This is a genomic window from Planktothrix sp. PLAVEN19ND, from assembly GCF_057220675.1.
In genome coordinates this window covers 295,649-314,339 of the sequence record NZ_CM170132.1, presented here as the reverse complement: position 1 = coordinate 314,339, position 18,691 = coordinate 295,649, and the positions used below count along the sequence as shown (strand labels likewise).

The window sequence follows — 18,691 nt, the reverse complement described above, 5'->3', positions numbered from 1 at the left end:
TTTGATTATTGGTTTTTCACCCAGGAGAGAACACTTTCTACATCTGTAACGGTCTCCCCTTCAGGAACAGGGGGACGTTTTACCATGACAACGGGTAATCCTAACTCCCGGGCGGCAATAATTTTGGCATAGGTGGCATTACCCCCGCTATTTTTACTAACAATTGCCCCGATTTGATATTTTTGTAAAAGCGATCGCTCTGACTCTAAAGAAAACGGCCCCCGTTGCAGGATTAACTGTCCGGGGGGGATGGGCAAATCGGTTTCAGGAGGGTCAATCATCCGCATCAAAAACCAGATATTTTTTATATGGGCATAAGCAGGGAGTTCTTGCCGACCAATGGTGAGAAATATGCGTTCAGCTAACCCTGGTAAAGTCTTTGCCGCCAATTGATTCGTGTCTACCTCAATCCAATCATCTCCTAATACTTCTTGCCAAGGGGGACGAATTAGCATTAATCGGGGAATACCGCATTCGGAGGCGGCTTGAGCAGCATTAAAGGAAATTTGAGCGGCAAAGGGATGGGTGGCATCAATTACCAAATCAATGTGTTCCTGGCGTAGATAGTTTGCTAATCCAGCTATTCCCCCAAATCCTCCGATCCGAAAAGAAACCGGGTTAGTTTGAGTGACGGGTTGCTGAGTTCGACCTGCTAAAGAAGCGATCGCTTCCACACCTGGAATTTGATTAATTTGAGTTGCTATTGCCACCGCTTCGGTCGTTCCTCCTAAAATCAAGACTCTTTTTTTATGATTCATAGAAAATGGCTAAAATAGATTTAATTTGCTAGGATTATATTCATTCCCGCTATAATAGTTTTAATTTAAAATTACCCTAAAATAAATAATTATGAACCAATTCACCTTAAACTTAGAAACTATTGATCTGACAGATGAACAGTTTTTTAAACTTTGTCAAAATAACCGAAATTTAAGATTTGAACGGAATTTTAACGGAGAATTAGTAATTATGTCACCCGCAGGAGGAAAAACCGGGCATCGGAATATTGAAATTGCCTATCAACTGCAAAGGTGGAGTCGCCAAAATCCATTCGGAATTGCTTTTGATTCCTCTACAGGATTTAAACTGCCTAATGGTTCAGATCGTTCTCCTGATGCGTCATGGATCTCTTTAGAAAAATGGCAGAACTTAACCCCCGAAGAACAGGAAAAGTTTTTACCCTTATGTCCTGATTTTGTGATCGAGTTACGTTCTCCCAGTGATAATATTAAAACCCTTCAAAATAAAATGAAGGAATATCAAGAAAATGGAACTCGTTTAGGATGGTTAATCGACCCTCAAACAAAAACGGTAGAAATTTATCGACTCAATCAAGAAGTGGAAATATTAGAAAATTCCTTAACCTTATCAGGAGAGGATATCTTGCCCCAGTTTATCTTAAACCTAGAACAAATTTGGTAAATACAGAATTTCAAGCTGATACCGACTCCATCATATCAGAATCAAGGGTAATTTGTCTAGTTATCAACAAGAATATTTTTATATAATTAAATTTAGCATACAGTTCAATAACAAATAATTAATTATTATTGAACATCAAAAAAAAACAGCTTATTTTTGGGATAGAGGGAAAAAGTGTGATCAGCCCAACCCATGTTTTAAACCAATCAAAAGCCCTTAATTAGATTGATCCCCTTTAAGATAAATCCGATCCTACTCGAATTCGAGTCAGGTACTCTCCGATAACAGCCTGGGTAAACTCCATTAGAATATTGATAATAATGCTAATATTCCTTTTTAAAAAATAAATATCCTGGTCTTAGGATATTCCTTAGGACATCAATTTTTCTCCCAAACTGACATCCACCGAAAATCTATGCCGGAGGTTTGTTAACCTTTTTTTAATTTTCATTAAAAAATGTCAAAATTTCAGGGTAATAATCGTAAAATGTATAGGGAGGGGCAGACAAAAAACTCTTGGTGTGTCAAACACTCTGCAAAAAGTACGATAACTACGAGTAATCGGATAGATAATGCACAGAAACTAGTTGATGCTCAACAAACACAAGACACAAGCAGATCAAGACCAACTTTATCCTATTGCATCTATTGATCAGGGGTGGGTGATAGATGCGAATCAAGAAGTTGGATTACTAGACAGCCCCATACTGATTCGGGTGATTGCAGACCTACTGCAAGTTGCCTTGATTGTCAGTCATCTGGGTGATGGTCGGGTTTTTTATTGTAATTCTCGTTTCCAACAGACCTTTGGATTGCCTCAATCAGAAATATCGAACTTTGCTGAATCCGATATCTTTGCTAACCTCGCGGATAGAGAAATTCTGCTAGAGAAGTTGCAAAAACAGGATGTCACACAACAAACTCTACAAGTAAAACGGTTAGATGGAACGCTCTGGTGGACATTAGTATCCATGCGTCTGCTAACAGTAAATGGGGAAAAGTTGATTCTATCCACCTACTCCGAACTTCTCCCCAATTCACCCACTCAACCCCTACCACCTGGCTATATTCCCAGCTTTGACCACTGGCAACAGGGGGTGATTCTGGTGGGTGCAGAACACCAAATTATTGATTGGAATACCGTCGCAGAACAAATGTTTGGTTATGATAAATCCCAAGTTTTGGGTCAAACTCTTGCAGCCTTGAATTTATCACCGTTACATGATTTAGCTATTGACCTATGTAACTCTGAGCTTGCCGATGAATATTCCGACTGCACCCGCGAAATTCCCTTCCACCGTCGGGATGGGAGATTGGATTACTGTTGTGCTACTTTTTTACCGCTTAGGAATCAATTGGGTCAGTTAGTTGCCACCTTAATTAGCACCCAAGCCATCACGGAAGAAGTTCCCGCCCTGGCACCGATAGACCCGCTTTTAGCCACCTTGCAGTCTAGGGTCAGCCAGCAAGCCACGGTCGCCTACCTCGGTCAACAGGCCCTGATTCATTCTGACCTCTCCGTCTTAGTCAATGAAGTTGTCGGTGCCGTAGCGAAAACCTTGGATGTGGAATACTGTAAACTTCTGGAACTCATGCCCGGAGGTCATGCTTTTTGGTTGAGGGCGGGGGTGGGTTGGCAAAAAGGACTGGTCGGCAATGCTAGGGTGAGTGCCCATATTAACTCCCAAGCCGGGTATACCTTACTCAAGAATGAACCCATTGTGGTAGATGATTTACGCGTGGAAACTCGATTTTCTGGAACTCCCCTGCTGCATAATCATCGGGTAATTAGTGGTATGAGTGTGGTAATTGCCCGTTGGGGACAGGATTCGGGCTTGAGTAAAAAACAGGTAGAGTCCCCTATTTCAAAGGCTTGGGGGGTTTTAAGTGTCCATAGCACTATCCATCGCCAGTTTACCCTAGAAGATGTACATTTTTTAGAAGCGATCGCGAATGTGTTAGCGGCGGCGATTGAAAGTCATCGCGCCCAAGAACGTTTACAATTGATGGAACGAGCTATTAATAGTAGTAGTAATGGGATTGTAATTACCGATGCGACACAACCGGATAATCCGATTATTTTTGTGAATAATGGATTTGAACGAATTACAGGATATAGCAGCAGAGACATTTTAGGAGAAAATTGTCGATTTTTACAGGGGAATCATTCCAACTATGCAGCCATTGACGAAATTCGTCGTGCGGTATTAGAAGGAAAAGAGTGTCATGTCGAACTACAGAATTATCGGAAAGATGGGGAGTTTTTCTGGAATGAACTTTCCATTGCTCCAGTATATAGTTCCAAAGGATATTTGACTCATTTTATTGGGATTCAAGCAGATATAACTAAACGGAAACAATCTGAACAAGCCCTGGTTTCACAATCCCAAGCCTTAGCTCAGTTTAGTTCTAATCTCAAACATTTGCATCGGATTACAACCTATAATCATCAAAATTTAGATGAACTTTTTCGAGATTATCTCCAAGTTGGATGCGAGATTTTTCAACTATCAATTGGTTTCATTAGCCGATTAGAAAATAATAATATTATTATTGATACCGTTGATTCCGATTTAGATATAATTCAACCAGGTATGACCTTGCCTTGTGAGGAAAGTTACTGTGTTAAAGTCATTCAGACCCAAATGACTCAAGTTCATACCGAAATCGGGCAAAATCCTGAATTCAATCGACTCCAAAGCTATCAAAGGTTTCATCTCGAAACCTGTTTAGGAACTCCGATTTGGGTCAATGGTGAAATTTATGGGACATTAGCTTTTGCTGCTTTAGAGGTTAAAACCGTAGATTACAAATCCTATGAAGTGGAAATTTTAGAGTTAATGGCTCAAAGTATTGGTCGATTTATTGCGGCCAATCAAACAGAAAAACAACGAGTTAAAGCCGAATTAGGTCTGCGAGAAAGTGAGGAGCGCTATCGCCGTTTAGTTGAATTATCTCCTGAAACTATTGCCATTCACAATGGAGAACAATTAGTTTATATTAATCTGGCTGGAGCTAAACTATTAGGAGCAAATCGCCCTCAAGATTTAATCGGTCGCTCTATTTTTGATTTTCTGCCTCCTGATTATTTTAATTCCATTCATACTCAAATTCAAGATGATCACAATGAACAGCAACCTCGGTCGTTAATAGAACAAAAATTAACTCGATTAAATGGAGAAGTTATTGATGTAGAAATTGTCGGAATTCCAGCTACCTATCAAGGTCAATCTGCGATTCAAATTATTATTCGGGATATTACTGAACGTAAACGATTTGAAGCCCAACTCATGTATGAAGCCTTACATGATGCTCTGACTCAATTACCTAACCGGAGCTTTTTTAATGAACGTTTAGCACAGGTATTAAAACGATCTAAACAAGAACCTAATTATGAGTTTGCAGTCTTATTTTTAGACTTAGATAGATTTAAAGTTGTTAATGATAGTTTAGGACATTTAATTGGAGATCAACTATTAATTGAAATTTCCCATCGTCTTTTATATTGCGTCAACCCATTAGATACCGTCGCTCGTTTAGGGGGAGATGAATTTACAATTTTGATTAATCGGGTTCAAAGCATCGCCGATGCAACGGCAATGGCAGAGAAAATTCACTATGAATTAACCCAACCTTTTTATATTCAAGGACATGAAATTTTTACCACCGTTAGTATTGGAATTGTTCCCAGTCAAGACCATAATCAGCAATCGGAAAATAATAGTGAATCCCATCAATGTTTATTGTATAATAATCCTGAAGACTTTTTACGAGATGCTGATATTGCTATGTATAGAGCCAAAGCTAAAGGCAAAGCTCGATATGAAGTTTTTGATTTAAATATACATAGTCAAACCCTGTCTATATTGCAGCTTGAAACTGATTTACGACAAGCTATTTATGGAAGAATCCAAATTGGAAACCCACAGCACTCAGAGTTCGTAACTCATAAAGAAATCCACAATTTCAATGGATTAAAAACCACAGAACATCTATTAGAAAGCTCAATCACTCAACCTTCAAATCTCAAGGGTTTTAAAGTCTATTATCAGCCAATTGTTTCTTTATCTAGTGGTAGAATTACTGGATTTGAAGCCCTAGTCCGTTGGTTGCATCCCACCAGGGGTTTAGTATCGCCAATAGAGTTTATTCCAGTTGCAGAAGAAACGGGTTTAATTATTCCATTAGGGGCTTGGGTATTACGAGAAGCTTGTGAGCAATTGCGAGTTTGGAAACAAAAATTAACCCAAAAGTTTGTTTTAGTTAATACAGCCTCTACGGAAAAATCTGATTCTCAAAAGCAAAAATCTAATAGTAATATTTATCCCCTAACCATGAGTGTTAACCTATCGAGTAAACAGCTTTGTCAATCGAATCTATTAGAACAAATTGATCAGATATTAACAGAAACGGCTTGTAATCCCAGTGATTTAAAACTGGAAATTACCGAAAGTGTGATTATGGAAAATTTAGCTACTTCCTTTATGATCCTGGCTCAACTAAGATCTCGCAAAATTCATCTATCAATTGATGACTTCGGGACAGGTTATTCATCCTTGAGTTATTTACATCAATTTCCCTTAAATAGTTTAAAAATTGATCGTTCATTTATTAATCGTTTAGATCATAAAAACAAAACCTTTAGCGGTAAAAAAAGCCAACCCTTACAAATCGTTAAAGCCATTATTTCTTTAGCGCAAAATTTAGACTTAGATGTGATTGCTGAAGGGATAGAAACCCGCGAACAAAGGAGAATTTTGCAGGAATTAGGCTGTCCATTCGGACAGGGTTATTTATTCGCTAAACCCCTAGAAGCCGAACAAGCGACCCAACTATTACTATCGGAGGTTAAAGAAATCCAATGATCACACTAATTTTATACAGTAAACCAGGCTGTCATTTATGCGAAGGACTCCAGGAAAAATTGGAGAAAATTCAAACCTCACCCCAAAAATCAGGAGAATTTCAATTAGAAATCCGAGACATTACTACCCGGGAAGATTGGTTTCAAGCCTATCAATATTCGATTCCTGTCCTGTTTAAGTCTGGTGAACCTGACCAACCTATTCCCCGTCCTTCGCCTCGAATGTCGGTTATGCAGTTGGAACAAATGTTACAGAAGTATTTGGAATAGGGATCACGGATTGAAGAGGATTACGCAGATTAACCCTGCCCTCGACTTGATTGGGGGACAGATTAAAATCCGTGAAATCCGTGAAATCCTCTTAAATCCGCGATCGGTAATGGGTAAGGTTTATTAATACCAACCTACTTACAAAACCCCTTTGGAACTGGGGATAGTGTTTGCCCGACGGGAATCAATTTCTACTGCCATTCTTAGGGCTCTAGCAAAGGCTTTAAACCCGGCTTCAATAATATGATGGGAATTGATTCCATCTAACTGACGTAAATGCAATGTTAGTTGACTATTATTAACAATAGCTACAAAAAATTCTCGGACTAATTGAGTATCATAGGTTCCCACTCGTTGGGTCGGAATTTCTAACCCATAACTCAGGTGAGGACGACCGGAAAAATCTAAAGCAACTTGAACTAAGGCTTCATCTAAAGGGGCAATAAAATGACCAAACCGGACAATTCCTTTGCGATCGCCTAAAGCTTTAGCTAAAGCCAAACCTAATGTAATTCCCACATCTTCATTGGTATGGTGATCATCAATTTCAATATCTCCAGTGGCTTGAATTTCTAAATCAATTAAGCCATGGGATGAAATTTGGTGCAACATATGATCTAAAAAGGGAACTCCTGTAGAAACTGTGCAGATTCCAGTTCCATCTAAATTCACCGTAACATTAACTTCTGTTTCCCCTGTTTTGCGGTATACCGTTGCAATTCTAGGAAGCATATCTAAATTAGAATTTGCAGTATTAATAGAAGGACGATCGCTAATTTGCATAATAATTAAGGTAAGAAACTATAGAATCTATTTTAAAGTTTAAATAGGGAGTTAGATGTCAGGAGGAAGAAGGCAGTGGGGTTTAAGGTCTGGGGTGCAGAGTTCGGACTCAGAAGTTAACGATTCCTCATCTTCTCCCCCTGCTCCCCCTACTCATCTTCAAGCCCTACATTCCCATGATGCAATAACCCGAATCGACATACAGAATTTGACCTGTAATGCCGCTGGATAAATCGCTACAGAGAAACGCAGCCGTATTGCCCACTTCCGTTTGGGTCACCGTCCGTCTTAGGGGAGCCATGGACTCAACGTGATGGATCATGTCTAAAATCCCACCCACGGCTGAAGATGCCAAAGTCCGAATCGGGCCAGCCGAAATGCCATTCACCCGAACTCCCAAGGGCCCCAACTCCGCCGCCAGGTAACGAACATTCATTTCTAGGGCTGCTTTAGCAATTCCCATCACATTATAATTAGGAATCACTCGCACCCCTCCCAGATAGGTTAGGGTGATAATACTCCCCCCTTGGGTCATTAAAGGTTTAGCCGCCGCACTCAGTTGAACTAGAGAATAAGCACTAATATCCAGGGCGCGGGTAAATCCAGTCCGGGATACATTGCTAAAGTCTCCAGAAAGTTCCTCTTTTCCTGCGAAGGCCAGACAATGGATCAGAATATCAATTCGTCCCCATTGGTCACGGATAGCCGTAAATAACTCCTCGATTTGAGCATCATTCTGGACATCACAGGGCAGAAATAAACTAGGGTTGATGGGTTCAACTAATTCTTGCACCTTTTTTTCAAAACGACCTTTCTCATCGGGAAGGTAGGTGATTCCAAGATTAGCTCCAGCTTGGTGAAGCTGTTGGGCAATGCCCCACGCAATGGAGCGATTATTGGCAATGCCGGTAACAAGTGCGTTTTTTCCGTTCAAATTTAGCATAATAGATTATTCTATAAGCAATTGGTATCCTAATCAAAGCCATGGATTTACCCATTTCTACCAGGGATAAAACATGGATCGGACAATCATCGGTTGATTCAACAGATAAATGATGCAATTAGCGTAATTAGCGTAAACTGAAATACGGAAGATATATTAGAGCATTGTTAGTGCAAGGGATCGGGTCGTGACGTATGATAGACCGTTAGCAGAAGTGTTCCGCAGCATCGGCGGAGGGGCGTTCCCTCCCGTCGTGGAAAGCTTTGAACGGGGTAAGACGATCTTCTTTCCCGGCGATCCGGCGGAGCGCGTCTATGTTCTGATCAAAGGTGCGGTGAAATTATCCAGAGTCTATGAAGCTGGAGAAGAAATTACTGTCGCTTTACTTCGAGAAAATAGTGTATTTGGTGTTTTATCGTTAATTACAGGTCATCGGTCGGATCGGTTTTACCATGCCGTTGCCTTTACCTCTGTAGAATTACTCTCAGTTCCAATTGAACAGGTAGAGAAAGCCTTGAAAAGCGATCCCGAACTGCCGATGGTGATGTTGCGCGGATTATCGTCTCGGATTTTACAAACGGAGATGATGATTGAAACCTTAGCTCACCGGGATATGGGATCAAGATTAGTTAGTTTTCTGCTGATTCTTTGTCGAGATTTTGGCGTACCGGGTAAAGATGGAATTCGGATTGATTTGAAACTTTCCCATCAAGCGATCGCAGAAGCAATTGGTTCCACGCGAGTTACGGTTACTCGTTTATTAGGAGATTTACGACAAAAAAACATGATCTCAATTTATAAGAAAAAGATCACAGTCCATAATCCCGTTACCCTAGGTCAACAATTTACTTAATCTACGGTTAGGTTTCCTAGATTAACCCAGAAAAGATCTAGGAAACTTGCTCATAGATATAATGAGAGAAAATTGAGCAAACTGCATTAACTAGATAATTAAATTTTTAGATTCTCAGGTCTTAAAATCCTGAGTTTCCACTCTCCCAGATTTTTCTTACTTTATGACCGCAGGAATTATCCTGGTTATATCCATCTTAGTTTTGGGTGGCGTGATTGCAACGGTTAGTGATCGCCTGGGAACTAAAGTTGGAAAAGCCAGGCTGAGTTTATTTAATCTCCGCCCCCGCAACACTGCTATGGTTGTGACCATTTTAACTGGCAGTGTGCTTTCGGCATTGACTTTGGGGATTTTATTTGCTTCGAGTAAACCCCTGCGTCGGGGTGTGTTTCAAATTGATCAAATTCAAAGTAGATTGAATGATGCTCGGAAGGATTTAACTCGGGCAGAAGATGAAAAAAGGCGAGTAGAAAAGGATTTAACAAGAGCTAAAACGGAAATCAACACCGCTATGGCACAGTTAAATATGATCAATCAATCCCTACAAACGGCTCAATCTCAAGCTGTTAAAACAGCAGAAGAATTGGAAAGAACTCAGAATCAATTGGGAGATCTTCGGAAACAATTACGGAATATTCAGGTGGAAAGAACGGCAACGGAAGCCGAACTGAAAAATAGAGAAAATCGACTCCAAGAAGTATTTAAACAAAAAAAAAGTTTACAATTAGAAATTCAAAAACTCAGAACTGAACGTCAAAATTTGATTTGGCAACAAGAACAGGTCAAAGCTCAAATTCAGAATCGCGATCAGGAAATTGCTAAACGTTCAGAGGAAATGAAACAGCAGGATCGGGAAATTGAACAACAGGAACAACGGATCAAAAAACAGGATCAAATTATTGTGAAACGGGAATCTCGTTTGGAAGAATTGGAAACAGAACAGAAAAAATTAGAACAGCAAAAACAAGTTTTAAGTCAACAGGTTGAACTGATTGGACGGGATTTTCAATTATTACGAGAAGGAAGTGTTGTTTTAGAAAGAGGACAGGTTTTATCCAGTAGTTTAGTCAGAATTAGTGATCCAAAAACTGCAATTCAGGCGGTTAATACTCTGTTAAAAGAAGCGAATAATTATGCCCTTGAGTCTGTACAATTGGGAAATACAAAAGCGGGTCAGGTTCAAGTCATTCAAATTACAAAAGTAGAAGTTGAAGATTTAATTAATCAAATTGATGATGGTCGAGATTATGTGGTACAAGTGATTTCGGCTGCTAATTATTTAGTTGGAGAAACAAAAGTATCGGTTTTTACTAAAGCTGAACCGAATCGATTATTATTTACCACTGGAGAAATTATTGCGGGAACAACATTGAATCCTTCTACTTTATCTAATGAGCAATTGAGAAGGCAAATGCAACAACTTTTAGATGCCTCCAGTTTCCGGGCGCGTTTTGTTGGAATTGTGGGTGGAACAGTACAAATTGGAAATGATAGAATGGATACATTAATTCGTTTTTTCCAACAAGTCCAAGAACATAATCAACCCTTGGAAATTCAAGCTGTTGCTGCTGAAGATGCCTATACTATTGGGCCATTGCGACTGGATTTATTGGCACTTCGCGATGGAGCAGTGATCTTTAGTACCCGACAACAACAGGAACAGCTTAATAATTCTAATCCATTAGATAATCCATCTACTCAGAGACAGAATAATATAGGAAATCCAACCTCTCAATCTAATTATACTCAATACGATGATCAAAAATAAAATGATTTTAGGGTTTGATCCCGGGCGAGAAAAATGTGGAATTGCGGTGATGGGTGATGGTTCACAGTTATATTATCATGAGGTGATTTTAGCGGCGGATGTTCCTACAATAATTCAATCTCTTTGTCAACAATTTACTATTGAAACGGTGGTGATGGGAGATCAAACTACTTCAAAAATGTGGAAACAAAAACTAACTGAAATTTTACCGGAATCCCTTTCTATTATTCAAGTGAATGAACGATATTCTACCTTAGAAGCGCGCGATCGCTATTGGCAAATTTATCCCCCTAAAGGGTTAACTTGTTTAATTCCCAAAGGAATGCGAACCCCACCCCGTCCGATTGATGATATTGTGGCGATTGTATTAATTGAACGATATTTGAATCAGTAATCAGTTAACAGTTAACAGTCATCAGTCATCAGTTGTAGGGGCGGGTTTATCGAGATTTAGGTGATCAACAAAGACCTAAAAGAACCCGTCCCTACCCGAAATCAGTCATCAGTTAAACCTTTCTGGGTATAGGTTTCAAAGAAGGTATCATCAAGGTCATAACCGAGCATTTGAGCCATAGCCATCAGGCGGGATTTGTTGGGGATATTCTGTTGGACGAGCCAGTGGTCGAGAATAAAGATCTTTTGCATTAAAAAGATTTCTAGGGCTTCGGGGTTATATTGGATGCCTTCGGTGCGATGGAATTGATGGGGGACGAGCATTGCCACATACCTGGCTAATTCCCCAGATTTCCAGTCCAGAAAGAAGGGGAGCCAAGGATATTGGGCGTCTAGGCGAATAAACCATAATCGGATTTCAGGAACTTCTGAAATTTCTCTGGGGTCTTCTGGGTCACGGGAATAGTCGATATCGAAGCTAATTTGCTGTTCATAAGCTGTAATATCGGTATTTTCGGGGATAGGATCGATTACCCTTTGTACAGGGGACAAATCTAAACGATTTACTTGCTCAGAATTCAGCTTGATGATAATTGCCATTCAATGTCAACCTTTGCAGATAGAAACCACTGTTTACTATAAAATCCCTAAGATACAATAGAAAGTATAGTCTAAGTATGGGATCGGTGATCCCAAAACTATTAAAATTTGATACATAAACCGAGGCGAGAATAGTGAAACCAATTCGTTCTTTAGAAGATGCAATCAATTATTGTCAAGCTAAAGGAATGCGGCTGAGTCGTCAGCGCCGTTTAGTTTTGGAATTGCTTTGGCAAGTTCAAGAACATTTATCAGCCCGGGACATTTATGATCGATTAAATCAACAGGGGAAATCCGTTGGTCATACGTCGGTCTATCAAAATTTAGAAGCCCTATCGCGGGAAAATGTGATTGAATGTGTAGAACGTTCGGAGGGGCGTTTATATGGACATATTAGTGATTCCCATTCCCATGTTAATTGTTTAGATACCGATAAAATTTTAGATATTCATATCGAATTACCCCCGGAATTATTAGCCCAAGTTGAACAACAAACTGGCGTTAAAATTACAGATTATCAAATTAATTTTTATGGTTATTCTGTTAATTCAGTAAATATTGACGAAACTATTCAAGCGTCTTAGCATAGTTTTAGTGTTCTTTAAAATAGAGAATTTTTATTCAAAATTCAAACCTTGAAAAATACGATTAACTGTTAAAAATAGGTAATTTTTCATTCCTAAAGAGGGTGCGGGGACGGAGCTTACCCACCCTACGGGTTGGACAGCAGGTATAGTGGAACAGAATACAACTATTTTCAATTCAGTGGGTAGTCTGCAACAATAGCGCCTATGGAAACATCATCTTTTCAAATCACCCTGTTAATCGTCATTACGGTCATGGCGGGGATTTCGGCTCAAGTCTTGGCAGACTACCTGAAAGTTCCTGCCATCGTGTTTCTGCTATTATTCGGCATTCTGGCAGGGAATGATGGCTTGAGTTTAGTGCAGCCCAATCTTTTAGGAAGTGGTTTAGAAGTGATTGTCTCCCTATCGGTAGCCTTAATTCTGTTTGAGGGGGGATTAAGTTTAGACCTGCGGGCACTGGGTCAAGTCTCTGGGAGTGTTCGCAATTTAGTCACCTTTGGCACTTTAATCACCCTAATGGGGGCGGGAATCGCGGCCCACTGGTTGGGGGAATTTCCTTGGCCAATCGCCTTTCTGTATGCAGCTTTGGTGGTGGTTACAGGCCCAACGGTAATCGGGCCATTGCTGAAACAGGTTTCCGTAGACCGTCAAGTTTCCGCGCTGTTAGAGGGTGAAGGGGTTTTAATTGACCCAGTGGGGGCGATTTTAGCGGTTTTAGTCCTCAACGTTGTCCTGAATGGCAATACTGACCCCCTAGAAATTATGGGACAATTGCTATTGCGTTTAAGTATTGGCGCAGGAATTGGGTTAATTGGGGGTGGAATTTTGGGATGGTTATTAAAAACTGCCCAATTTATGTCGGAAGAATTAAAGAATTTAGTGGTATTAGCGGCTCTATGGGGATTATTTGATACGGCTGAATTACTAATGAGTGAATCGGGGTTAATGACCACAGTTGTTACCGGAATGATGGTGCGTTATGTCGATGTTCCTGATATGCGTCAGTTACTCCGATTTAAAGGGCAGTTAACCATGTTGGCGGTGTCAGTTTTATTTATTTTATTAGCGGCGGATTTATCCTTAGAAAGTATAGTAGCTTTGGGATGGGGCAGTGTATTAACGGTTTTAGCTTTAATGTGGGTGGTGCGTCCGATTAATATTTGGCTTTGTACTTTAAATAGTAACCTGAATTGGCGACAAAAATTATTTGCTTCTTGGATTTCACCTAGGGGAATTGTATCGGCTTCGGTTGCTTCTTTGTTTGCGATTTTACTCACCCAACGGGGAATTAATGGGGGAGACTCAATTAAAGCTTTAGTCTTCCTAACTATTATTATGACGGTGGTAATTCAAGGATTAACTGCCCGATGGATGGCTGAAAAATTAGGAGTAACTTCCCATTCGGTAACCGGAGCGGTGATTGTGGGTTCAAATCCTTTGAGTCGATTAATTAGCCGATTGTTCCAAGAACGGGATGAGTTAGTGGTGATGATTGATACTGATCCGGTCGCCTGTGAAAAAGCCCGACAGCAAGGGTTACGGGTTTATCAAAGTAGTGCCTTAGATCCTAATGTTTTGGAAGAAGCGGGATTAGAATTGATGGGAACATTCCTGGCGATGACGAGTAATGGGGAAGTAAATGTGGTACTCGCTGAACGTGCAGATACGGAATTTAAACCGCCCCGGGTATTGGCTTTATTTCCCAGGGAACCTCAAACTAAAATAACTGTTAATCGTGATAAAATTCAACAGGCTTTTATTCCCGATGTTTCTTTAAAACAGTGGAATACCTATCTGGAAGACAAGGAAGTAAAATTAGGGGAAACGGTTTTACGTCAACCAGAGTTAGAATTTCAAATAGCCCATCTACAGGCGTTAATTCGCTCAGGGGAATTAATTCCTTTATTAATAGAAAGAGATGGCAATTTTCAAGTTTTAGCCGCCTCAGAATCTTGGCAAGTCGGAGATCAAATTATTTATCTGCTTCATGATCCTAAACCAACCTTACTCAAACGTTTATCCGGTTCTCAAAAATCTAATTTAATCCTAGAAAAACATCCCGCCGTTGAGGAAGTTCCTCTATCAGTAATCAGTAATCAGTTAGTGGAATTGAAATGATCACCAATAATTTCAGCAATCACATCTTGAATTGTTACTAATCCGACTGTCCCTCCAAATTTATCAACAACTCCATACCGAAACTATAGGGAATTCGGCCGTGACAAAAAAGGCATTAATCGTAATTAAAAATAGCACTGAGAACAATCGCCCCAGCACATCGCCCGTTGTAAGGGTCATGATTACCTTTTCAGAAAATCCAGATGTCTATTGCGCCACTGGAATTCCTGACATCTGCAATTGCATTTTTTGGTCAGGATAATCAGTTAAACTCATGGTTAATTCCTTGGAATTTTCCACTAATGCCGTAGGAATTGTGACCGTTCCTTGATAAACTTTGCCACTAGGAGGCAATTGGCCAGGTAATTCTTCCACACTGGCGCTCAAAGCACGACCCTTGTCATCGGTAACATTTAAAAAACTATAGAGAAATCTAACAGATTCTTGACCTTCATTTTTTAGGTTGACATTTAAAACCAAAGAATTCCCTTTACGAGTCGCTTCTACCACTTCTAAACTTACCCCTCCATCACGGCTAACAATGGGAAAAACTGATTTATTATTTACTACCGGGGCGGGGGAACTTTCAGTTTTCGGTTTTTGGGCTTGGGTAGAGGTGGGCTTATTGGCCACTTTAGCCGATGCACTCGCCACTTCTTCCTTCCCTTCCATGCGCTTCTTGACCGTTGCTAGGATATCCTTCTCTTTGAGCAACAGCACCCCATCATGGCGGTTTCCATTTTTATTTTTATTGGCTAAGTTGTTTGGACGCACATCGGGTTGTGTAATTTCTTTCAACGCCGAACGACCCAGACCATAGCCCCAAACGGAACTGGTAAAGCCAGCACCAAACATCATGGTTAGTAAAACGACAGTCAGAACAACAGTTGAATTTAGTCCCATCTCAAAATTTAGATATGATTTAACTTGCCATTTTAACGGCTAATGCCTATAGGATATGCTATCACCTACACAGCTTATTCAAAATTTAGCCAAAATTAGTGATCGCGGTTAACAATTTTGGGTGAGAGTATGATATTGTACTATTGGAAGCGCCCTTGGCCGATTGGGGAGGCAGCGAACTCATAATTCGCCTTCAGACTGGTTCGATTCCAGTAGGGCGCATCAGCTTAAACCCCATCCCTGGTTGAATGATGATTGAGGCTCTCCCGTACTCGGGACGCTCACCCCAGGTTATAATCTATTCCTGATTCGGGGGAGTTAGGTTTTCTATTCTCCTTTTTTCATCATTTTTTCCACAAAATTAGTATAAATTTCTCCCCTGATAAATTCGGGATTTTCTAATATTTTTTGATGAAATCCGATGGTTGTGGGAACCCCAGTAATCGCAAATTCTCGTAACGCCCGTTTCATTCTTAAAATTGCCGTCGGACGGTCTGGCCCCCAAACAATTAACTTGCCAATTAAAGAATCATAATAAGGAGGAATTTCATAATCCGTATAGACATGGGAATCAATTCTCACCCCATTTCCCCCCGGCGGTAAATAACCACTAATCTTTCCAGGATGGGGACGGAAATTATGTTCGGGATCTTCGGCGTTAATCCGACATTCGATGGAATGACCGCGTAAAATTACTTGATTTTGAGTTAATAATAACCTTTCCCCTTGAGCAATGCGAATTTGTTCAGCAATTAAATCTAATCCGGTGATCATTTCCGTAACCGGATGTTCCACTTGAATCCGGGTATTCATTTCCATAAAATAGAAATTTCCCGATTGATCAACTAGAAATTCAACGGTTCCCGCCCCGGTATAATTAATCGATTTAGCCGCTTTTACCGCCGCGTTTCCCATCTTTTGACGCAGTTTAGGAGTAATAAAAGAACTGGGGGCTTCTTCTAATAGTTTTTGGTGACGTCTTTGAATCGAACAATCCCGTTCTCCGAGGTAAATTACATTGCCATAATTATCAGCTAAAATCTGAATTTCGATATGGCGAGGACGTTCAATAAATTTCTCTAAATAAACCCCCGGATTTCCAAAAGCGGCTTCCGCTTCCCCTTGGGCGGCGGCAAAGAGTTTAGGGAGTTCCGAATCTTCCCTAACTAACCGCATTCCCCGACCTCCACCCCCGGCGGTGGCCTTAATAATCACCGGATAACCGATTTTACGGGCCAGTTGCAGGGCTTCTTGGTCATCACTCAGGAGTCCATCACTGCCCGGGACGGTGGGAACTCCCACCCGTTGCATGGTTTCCTTAGCCGTTGATTTGTCTCCCATTGACCGCATGGCGTGGGGTGTGGGGCCAATAAAAGCAATATCGTGATCGGCACAAATTTCGGCAAATCGGGCGTTTTCGGCTAAAAATCCATAGCCCGGATGGATGGCTGTGGCGTTACGAGTCAGGGCAGCGGCGATAATATTGGGAATATTCAAATAGCTTTTACTGCTGCTGGGTTCCCCTATACAAACGGCTTCATCGGCCAGTTGGACATGAAGGGCGTGGCGATCAACCGTTGAATGAACAGCAACCGTCGCAATACCCATTTCCTCGCAGGTGCGAAGAATCCGTAAAGCTATTTCCCCTCGATTGGCAATTAATATTTTTGAGAATCGCATCTTTTATTGACGTTGCTATTGCTGTTCACCCGATCGGACATTTTTTAGGTATTAGAATGACCCAGTTTGTCCATTCAAGAACCTTTGATGTACAGTGGTTTTACCATTTTAACCCAAAGTATCCCCCGGCTCCACAAGATTCGGAAACCGGGTTTCAAGGGATGAATTTTTATTGAATCAGTATAGAGAACGGGTTTATGATAGTTAATGGGATGTATTTACTGAGTGGCAACCATTTGTCGAGCTTTCATAATAATTGATGCTGTTTCTTCTTTTAAAGTTTGCTCCTGTTTTTCTAATTCTTGAAGACGATCCATCAAAACTTCTATCCTTTTTTCAGGAGATAAGCCTTTAAGGAAGTCTACTGCAATAACATTAGACTCACCCTTTAACCAAGTCAAAAATCGCTGAAGTTTTTCTCGATTTTCTGCTTTAATTTTTGAATTTGAGAGCCTATTTTCAACAGATGATTGTATATCTGATGCAGAATATTCTTTTAAACCTCCGTTTGTTGATACCGCTTTCAATTCTCTGACTAGCTGTTTGATATAGTATTCAGAAAAACCAAAAGATTGAAGATGAAGTTTTGTGATTGTGTTTAAATTACTACCCATTTTTACCTCCTTGATCTTGACCAAATTGTTTGAGAAGATCGCTAATATAATTGGCTTGTTCCAGAATTGTTGATCTTAGTGTTGGAACTAATTGATTAGCATAAAAATCCTGAATCTTAGTTAACTGTTCCACTAGGCCACTAATTTGCTGTTTCTGTTGATTATTGATTCTTTTTTGAGCACCCACTTCATAATTACGTTTTTTCAAATCTGGGCCAGCATAGCGAATCATACACAAAATAGCTTCTTCCTTTGTGTTTACATTCTCTTGAGAAGCATCAACTGCCCTTTTTACATCTGCTTGTGTCCAGTTAAATTCGTTAGCCAGTTGTTTGATTAATTCTTCTTTACTCGGCATAATGACAACCTCTTTTAAAAATCAACAATTTTTGTGCCAATTGCTAAATTGCAACCCGGATGTAATAGCTTAAAATTTTCAGGTTTGTTAGCAGCAGATCCCAAATCTTTTAGTGGAAGAACATGATGTACAACTGCATCTTCAAACCGGAGTGAGGTTTTACAAGCTGCACACATACTTCCTTGAAGTTCAAATTGCTTACGCTTCCAAGTCTTACCTGAATTGGTTTTTAACCAGTTATTAAACTGTTTTCTCGGATCAATGACCCCTTTAGCTTTTTCTAATTTTTGCTCTGTTTCTTGACGAAGTTTTTCTTCTTGCTGAAGTAGGACAAAAAGTTCGCCATATAATCGAGCTAAATTATCAGCCGAGTTTGTTTCCATACATTACTGGCTTGAGTTTAGGCTATACATCAATTATAGTATAAAATGAATCTCTAATTGATGCAACCCCAAAATTAGTTAGAGGCTGTTTGACTGAGTTTTTAATTGACATTAATTGGTTATTAGAAACCCGGTTTCTTTGAGAAATCGGG

The 18,691-nt window shown here is 40.2% G+C and carries 17 protein-coding genes and 1 tRNA gene; 9 read left to right on the top strand and 9 right to left on the bottom strand.

The features are described from left to right. Positions 1 to 5: 5 nt before the first annotated feature. Positions 6 to 758: a cobalt-precorrin-6A reductase gene (locus tag AC2D3N_RS01390; protein WP_079679839.1), complete on the bottom strand. Its 753-nt coding sequence runs from the start codon at positions 756 to 758 to the stop codon at positions 6 to 8. Between the two features lie 91 nt (positions 759 to 849). Here AC2D3N_RS01390 and AC2D3N_RS01385 point away from each other — a divergent pair, with 91 nt between their 5' ends. The 3 genes from AC2D3N_RS01385 (at position 850) to AC2D3N_RS01375 (ending at position 6,556) form a co-directional block, all read left to right on the top strand. Further along, a complete protein-coding gene (locus tag AC2D3N_RS01385) occupies positions 850 to 1,422 on the top strand; it encodes a Uma2 family endonuclease (RefSeq protein ID WP_144017779.1) in 573 nt (190 codons plus the stop codon). Between the two features lie 590 nt (positions 1,423 to 2,012). Continuing rightward, complete coding sequence (locus tag AC2D3N_RS01380) at positions 2,013 to 6,287, top strand: EAL domain-containing protein (RefSeq protein ID WP_079679841.1); 4,275 nt, start codon at positions 2,013 to 2,015, stop codon at positions 6,285 to 6,287. Beyond that, positions 6,287 to 6,556 carry a glutaredoxin family protein gene (locus AC2D3N_RS01375; RefSeq protein WP_200816790.1) on the top strand — a complete coding sequence of 90 codons (270 nt, stop codon included), beginning with the start codon at positions 6,287 to 6,289 and terminating at the stop codon, positions 6,554 to 6,556. Before AC2D3N_RS01380 ends, AC2D3N_RS01375 begins: the two co-directional genes overlap by 1 nt. Before the next feature lie 138 nt (positions 6,557 to 6,694). On the opposite strand, the gene hisB is transcribed toward AC2D3N_RS01375, so the two are convergent. Together hisB and fabI are read right to left on the bottom strand one after the other, a co-directional pair. Continuing rightward, on the bottom strand, positions 6,695 to 7,339 hold the full coding sequence (gene hisB, locus AC2D3N_RS01370) for an imidazoleglycerol-phosphate dehydratase HisB (protein WP_484692559.1): 645 nt from the start codon (positions 7,337 to 7,339) through the stop codon (positions 6,695 to 6,697). Between the two features lie 166 nt (positions 7,340 to 7,505). Further along, positions 7,506 to 8,282 carry an enoyl-ACP reductase FabI gene (gene fabI, locus AC2D3N_RS01365; protein WP_484692558.1) on the bottom strand — a complete coding sequence of 259 codons (777 nt, stop codon included), beginning with the start codon at positions 8,280 to 8,282 and terminating at the stop codon, positions 7,506 to 7,508. A 187-nt stretch (positions 8,283 to 8,469) separates the two neighbouring features. Between fabI and ntcA the strand changes: the two genes are divergently transcribed. The 3 genes from ntcA to AC2D3N_RS01350 all read left to right on the top strand — a co-directional run bounded on the left by ntcA (position 8,470) and on the right by AC2D3N_RS01350 (position 11,297). Next, entirely contained in the window at positions 8,470 to 9,135 is a 666-nt protein-coding gene (ntcA, locus tag AC2D3N_RS01360) for a global nitrogen regulator NtcA (RefSeq protein WP_079679845.1), read from the top strand. A 163-nt stretch (positions 9,136 to 9,298) separates the two neighbouring features. Beyond that, positions 9,299 to 10,903, top strand: coding sequence for a DUF3084 domain-containing protein (locus AC2D3N_RS01355; protein WP_484692557.1), 1,605 nt, complete (start codon positions 9,299 to 9,301; stop codon positions 10,901 to 10,903). A gap of 1 nt (position 10,904) precedes the next feature. Continuing rightward, on the top strand, positions 10,905 to 11,297 hold the full coding sequence (locus AC2D3N_RS01350) for a pre-16S rRNA-processing nuclease YqgF (RefSeq protein WP_484693726.1): 393 nt from the start codon (positions 10,905 to 10,907) through the stop codon (positions 11,295 to 11,297). 101 nt (positions 11,298 to 11,398) lie between these two features. Here AC2D3N_RS01350 and AC2D3N_RS01345 read toward each other — a convergent pair whose 3' ends face one another. Next, a complete protein-coding gene (locus AC2D3N_RS01345; RefSeq protein WP_079679847.1) occupies positions 11,399 to 11,896 on the bottom strand; it encodes a CRR6 family NdhI maturation factor in 498 nt (165 codons plus the stop codon). 134 nt (positions 11,897 to 12,030) lie between these two features. Here AC2D3N_RS01345 and AC2D3N_RS01340 point away from each other — a divergent pair, with 134 nt between their 5' ends. Next, positions 12,031 to 12,480: a Fur family transcriptional regulator gene (locus AC2D3N_RS01340; RefSeq protein ID WP_484692556.1), complete on the top strand. Its 450-nt coding sequence runs from the start codon at positions 12,031 to 12,033 to the stop codon at positions 12,478 to 12,480. A 207-nt stretch (positions 12,481 to 12,687) separates the two neighbouring features. Beyond that, positions 12,688 to 14,601, top strand: a complete 1,914-nt coding sequence (locus AC2D3N_RS01335; protein WP_079679849.1) for a cation:proton antiporter — start codon at positions 12,688 to 12,690, stop codon at positions 14,599 to 14,601. Between the two features lie 207 nt (positions 14,602 to 14,808). Here the strand turns inward: AC2D3N_RS01335 and AC2D3N_RS01330 are convergent, their stop codons facing one another. Next, positions 14,809 to 15,504 (bottom strand): hypothetical protein, encoded by a 696-nt coding sequence (locus AC2D3N_RS01330; protein ID WP_079679850.1) that lies wholly within the window; start codon positions 15,502 to 15,504, stop codon positions 14,809 to 14,811. Between the two features lie 149 nt (positions 15,505 to 15,653). On the opposite strand from AC2D3N_RS01330, the gene AC2D3N_RS01325 reads away from it, so the two are divergent. Beyond that, positions 15,654 to 15,726 (top strand) — tRNA-Met (locus tag AC2D3N_RS01325). A 105-nt stretch (positions 15,727 to 15,831) separates the two neighbouring features. Here AC2D3N_RS01325 and accC read toward each other — a convergent pair. The 4 genes from accC to AC2D3N_RS01305 all read right to left on the bottom strand — a co-directional run bounded on the left by accC (position 15,832) and on the right by AC2D3N_RS01305 (position 18,539). Continuing rightward, on the bottom strand, positions 15,832 to 17,184 hold the full coding sequence (accC, locus tag AC2D3N_RS01320; RefSeq protein ID WP_484692555.1) for an acetyl-CoA carboxylase biotin carboxylase subunit: 1,353 nt from the start codon (positions 17,182 to 17,184) through the stop codon (positions 15,832 to 15,834). Positions 17,185 to 17,402: 218 nt separating this feature from the next. Continuing rightward, complete coding sequence (locus tag AC2D3N_RS01315) at positions 17,403 to 17,798, bottom strand: hypothetical protein (protein WP_484692554.1); 396 nt, start codon at positions 17,796 to 17,798, stop codon at positions 17,403 to 17,405. Further along, positions 17,791 to 18,156: a hypothetical protein gene (locus AC2D3N_RS01310; protein ID WP_484692553.1), complete on the bottom strand. Its 366-nt coding sequence runs from the start codon at positions 18,154 to 18,156 to the stop codon at positions 17,791 to 17,793. Before AC2D3N_RS01310 ends, AC2D3N_RS01315 begins: the two co-directional genes overlap by 8 nt. Before the next feature lie 14 nt (positions 18,157 to 18,170). After that, positions 18,171 to 18,539 carry an HNH endonuclease gene (locus AC2D3N_RS01305; protein WP_484692552.1) on the bottom strand — a complete coding sequence of 123 codons (369 nt, stop codon included), beginning with the start codon at positions 18,537 to 18,539 and terminating at the stop codon, positions 18,171 to 18,173. Positions 18,540 to 18,691: the final 152 nt, after the last annotated feature.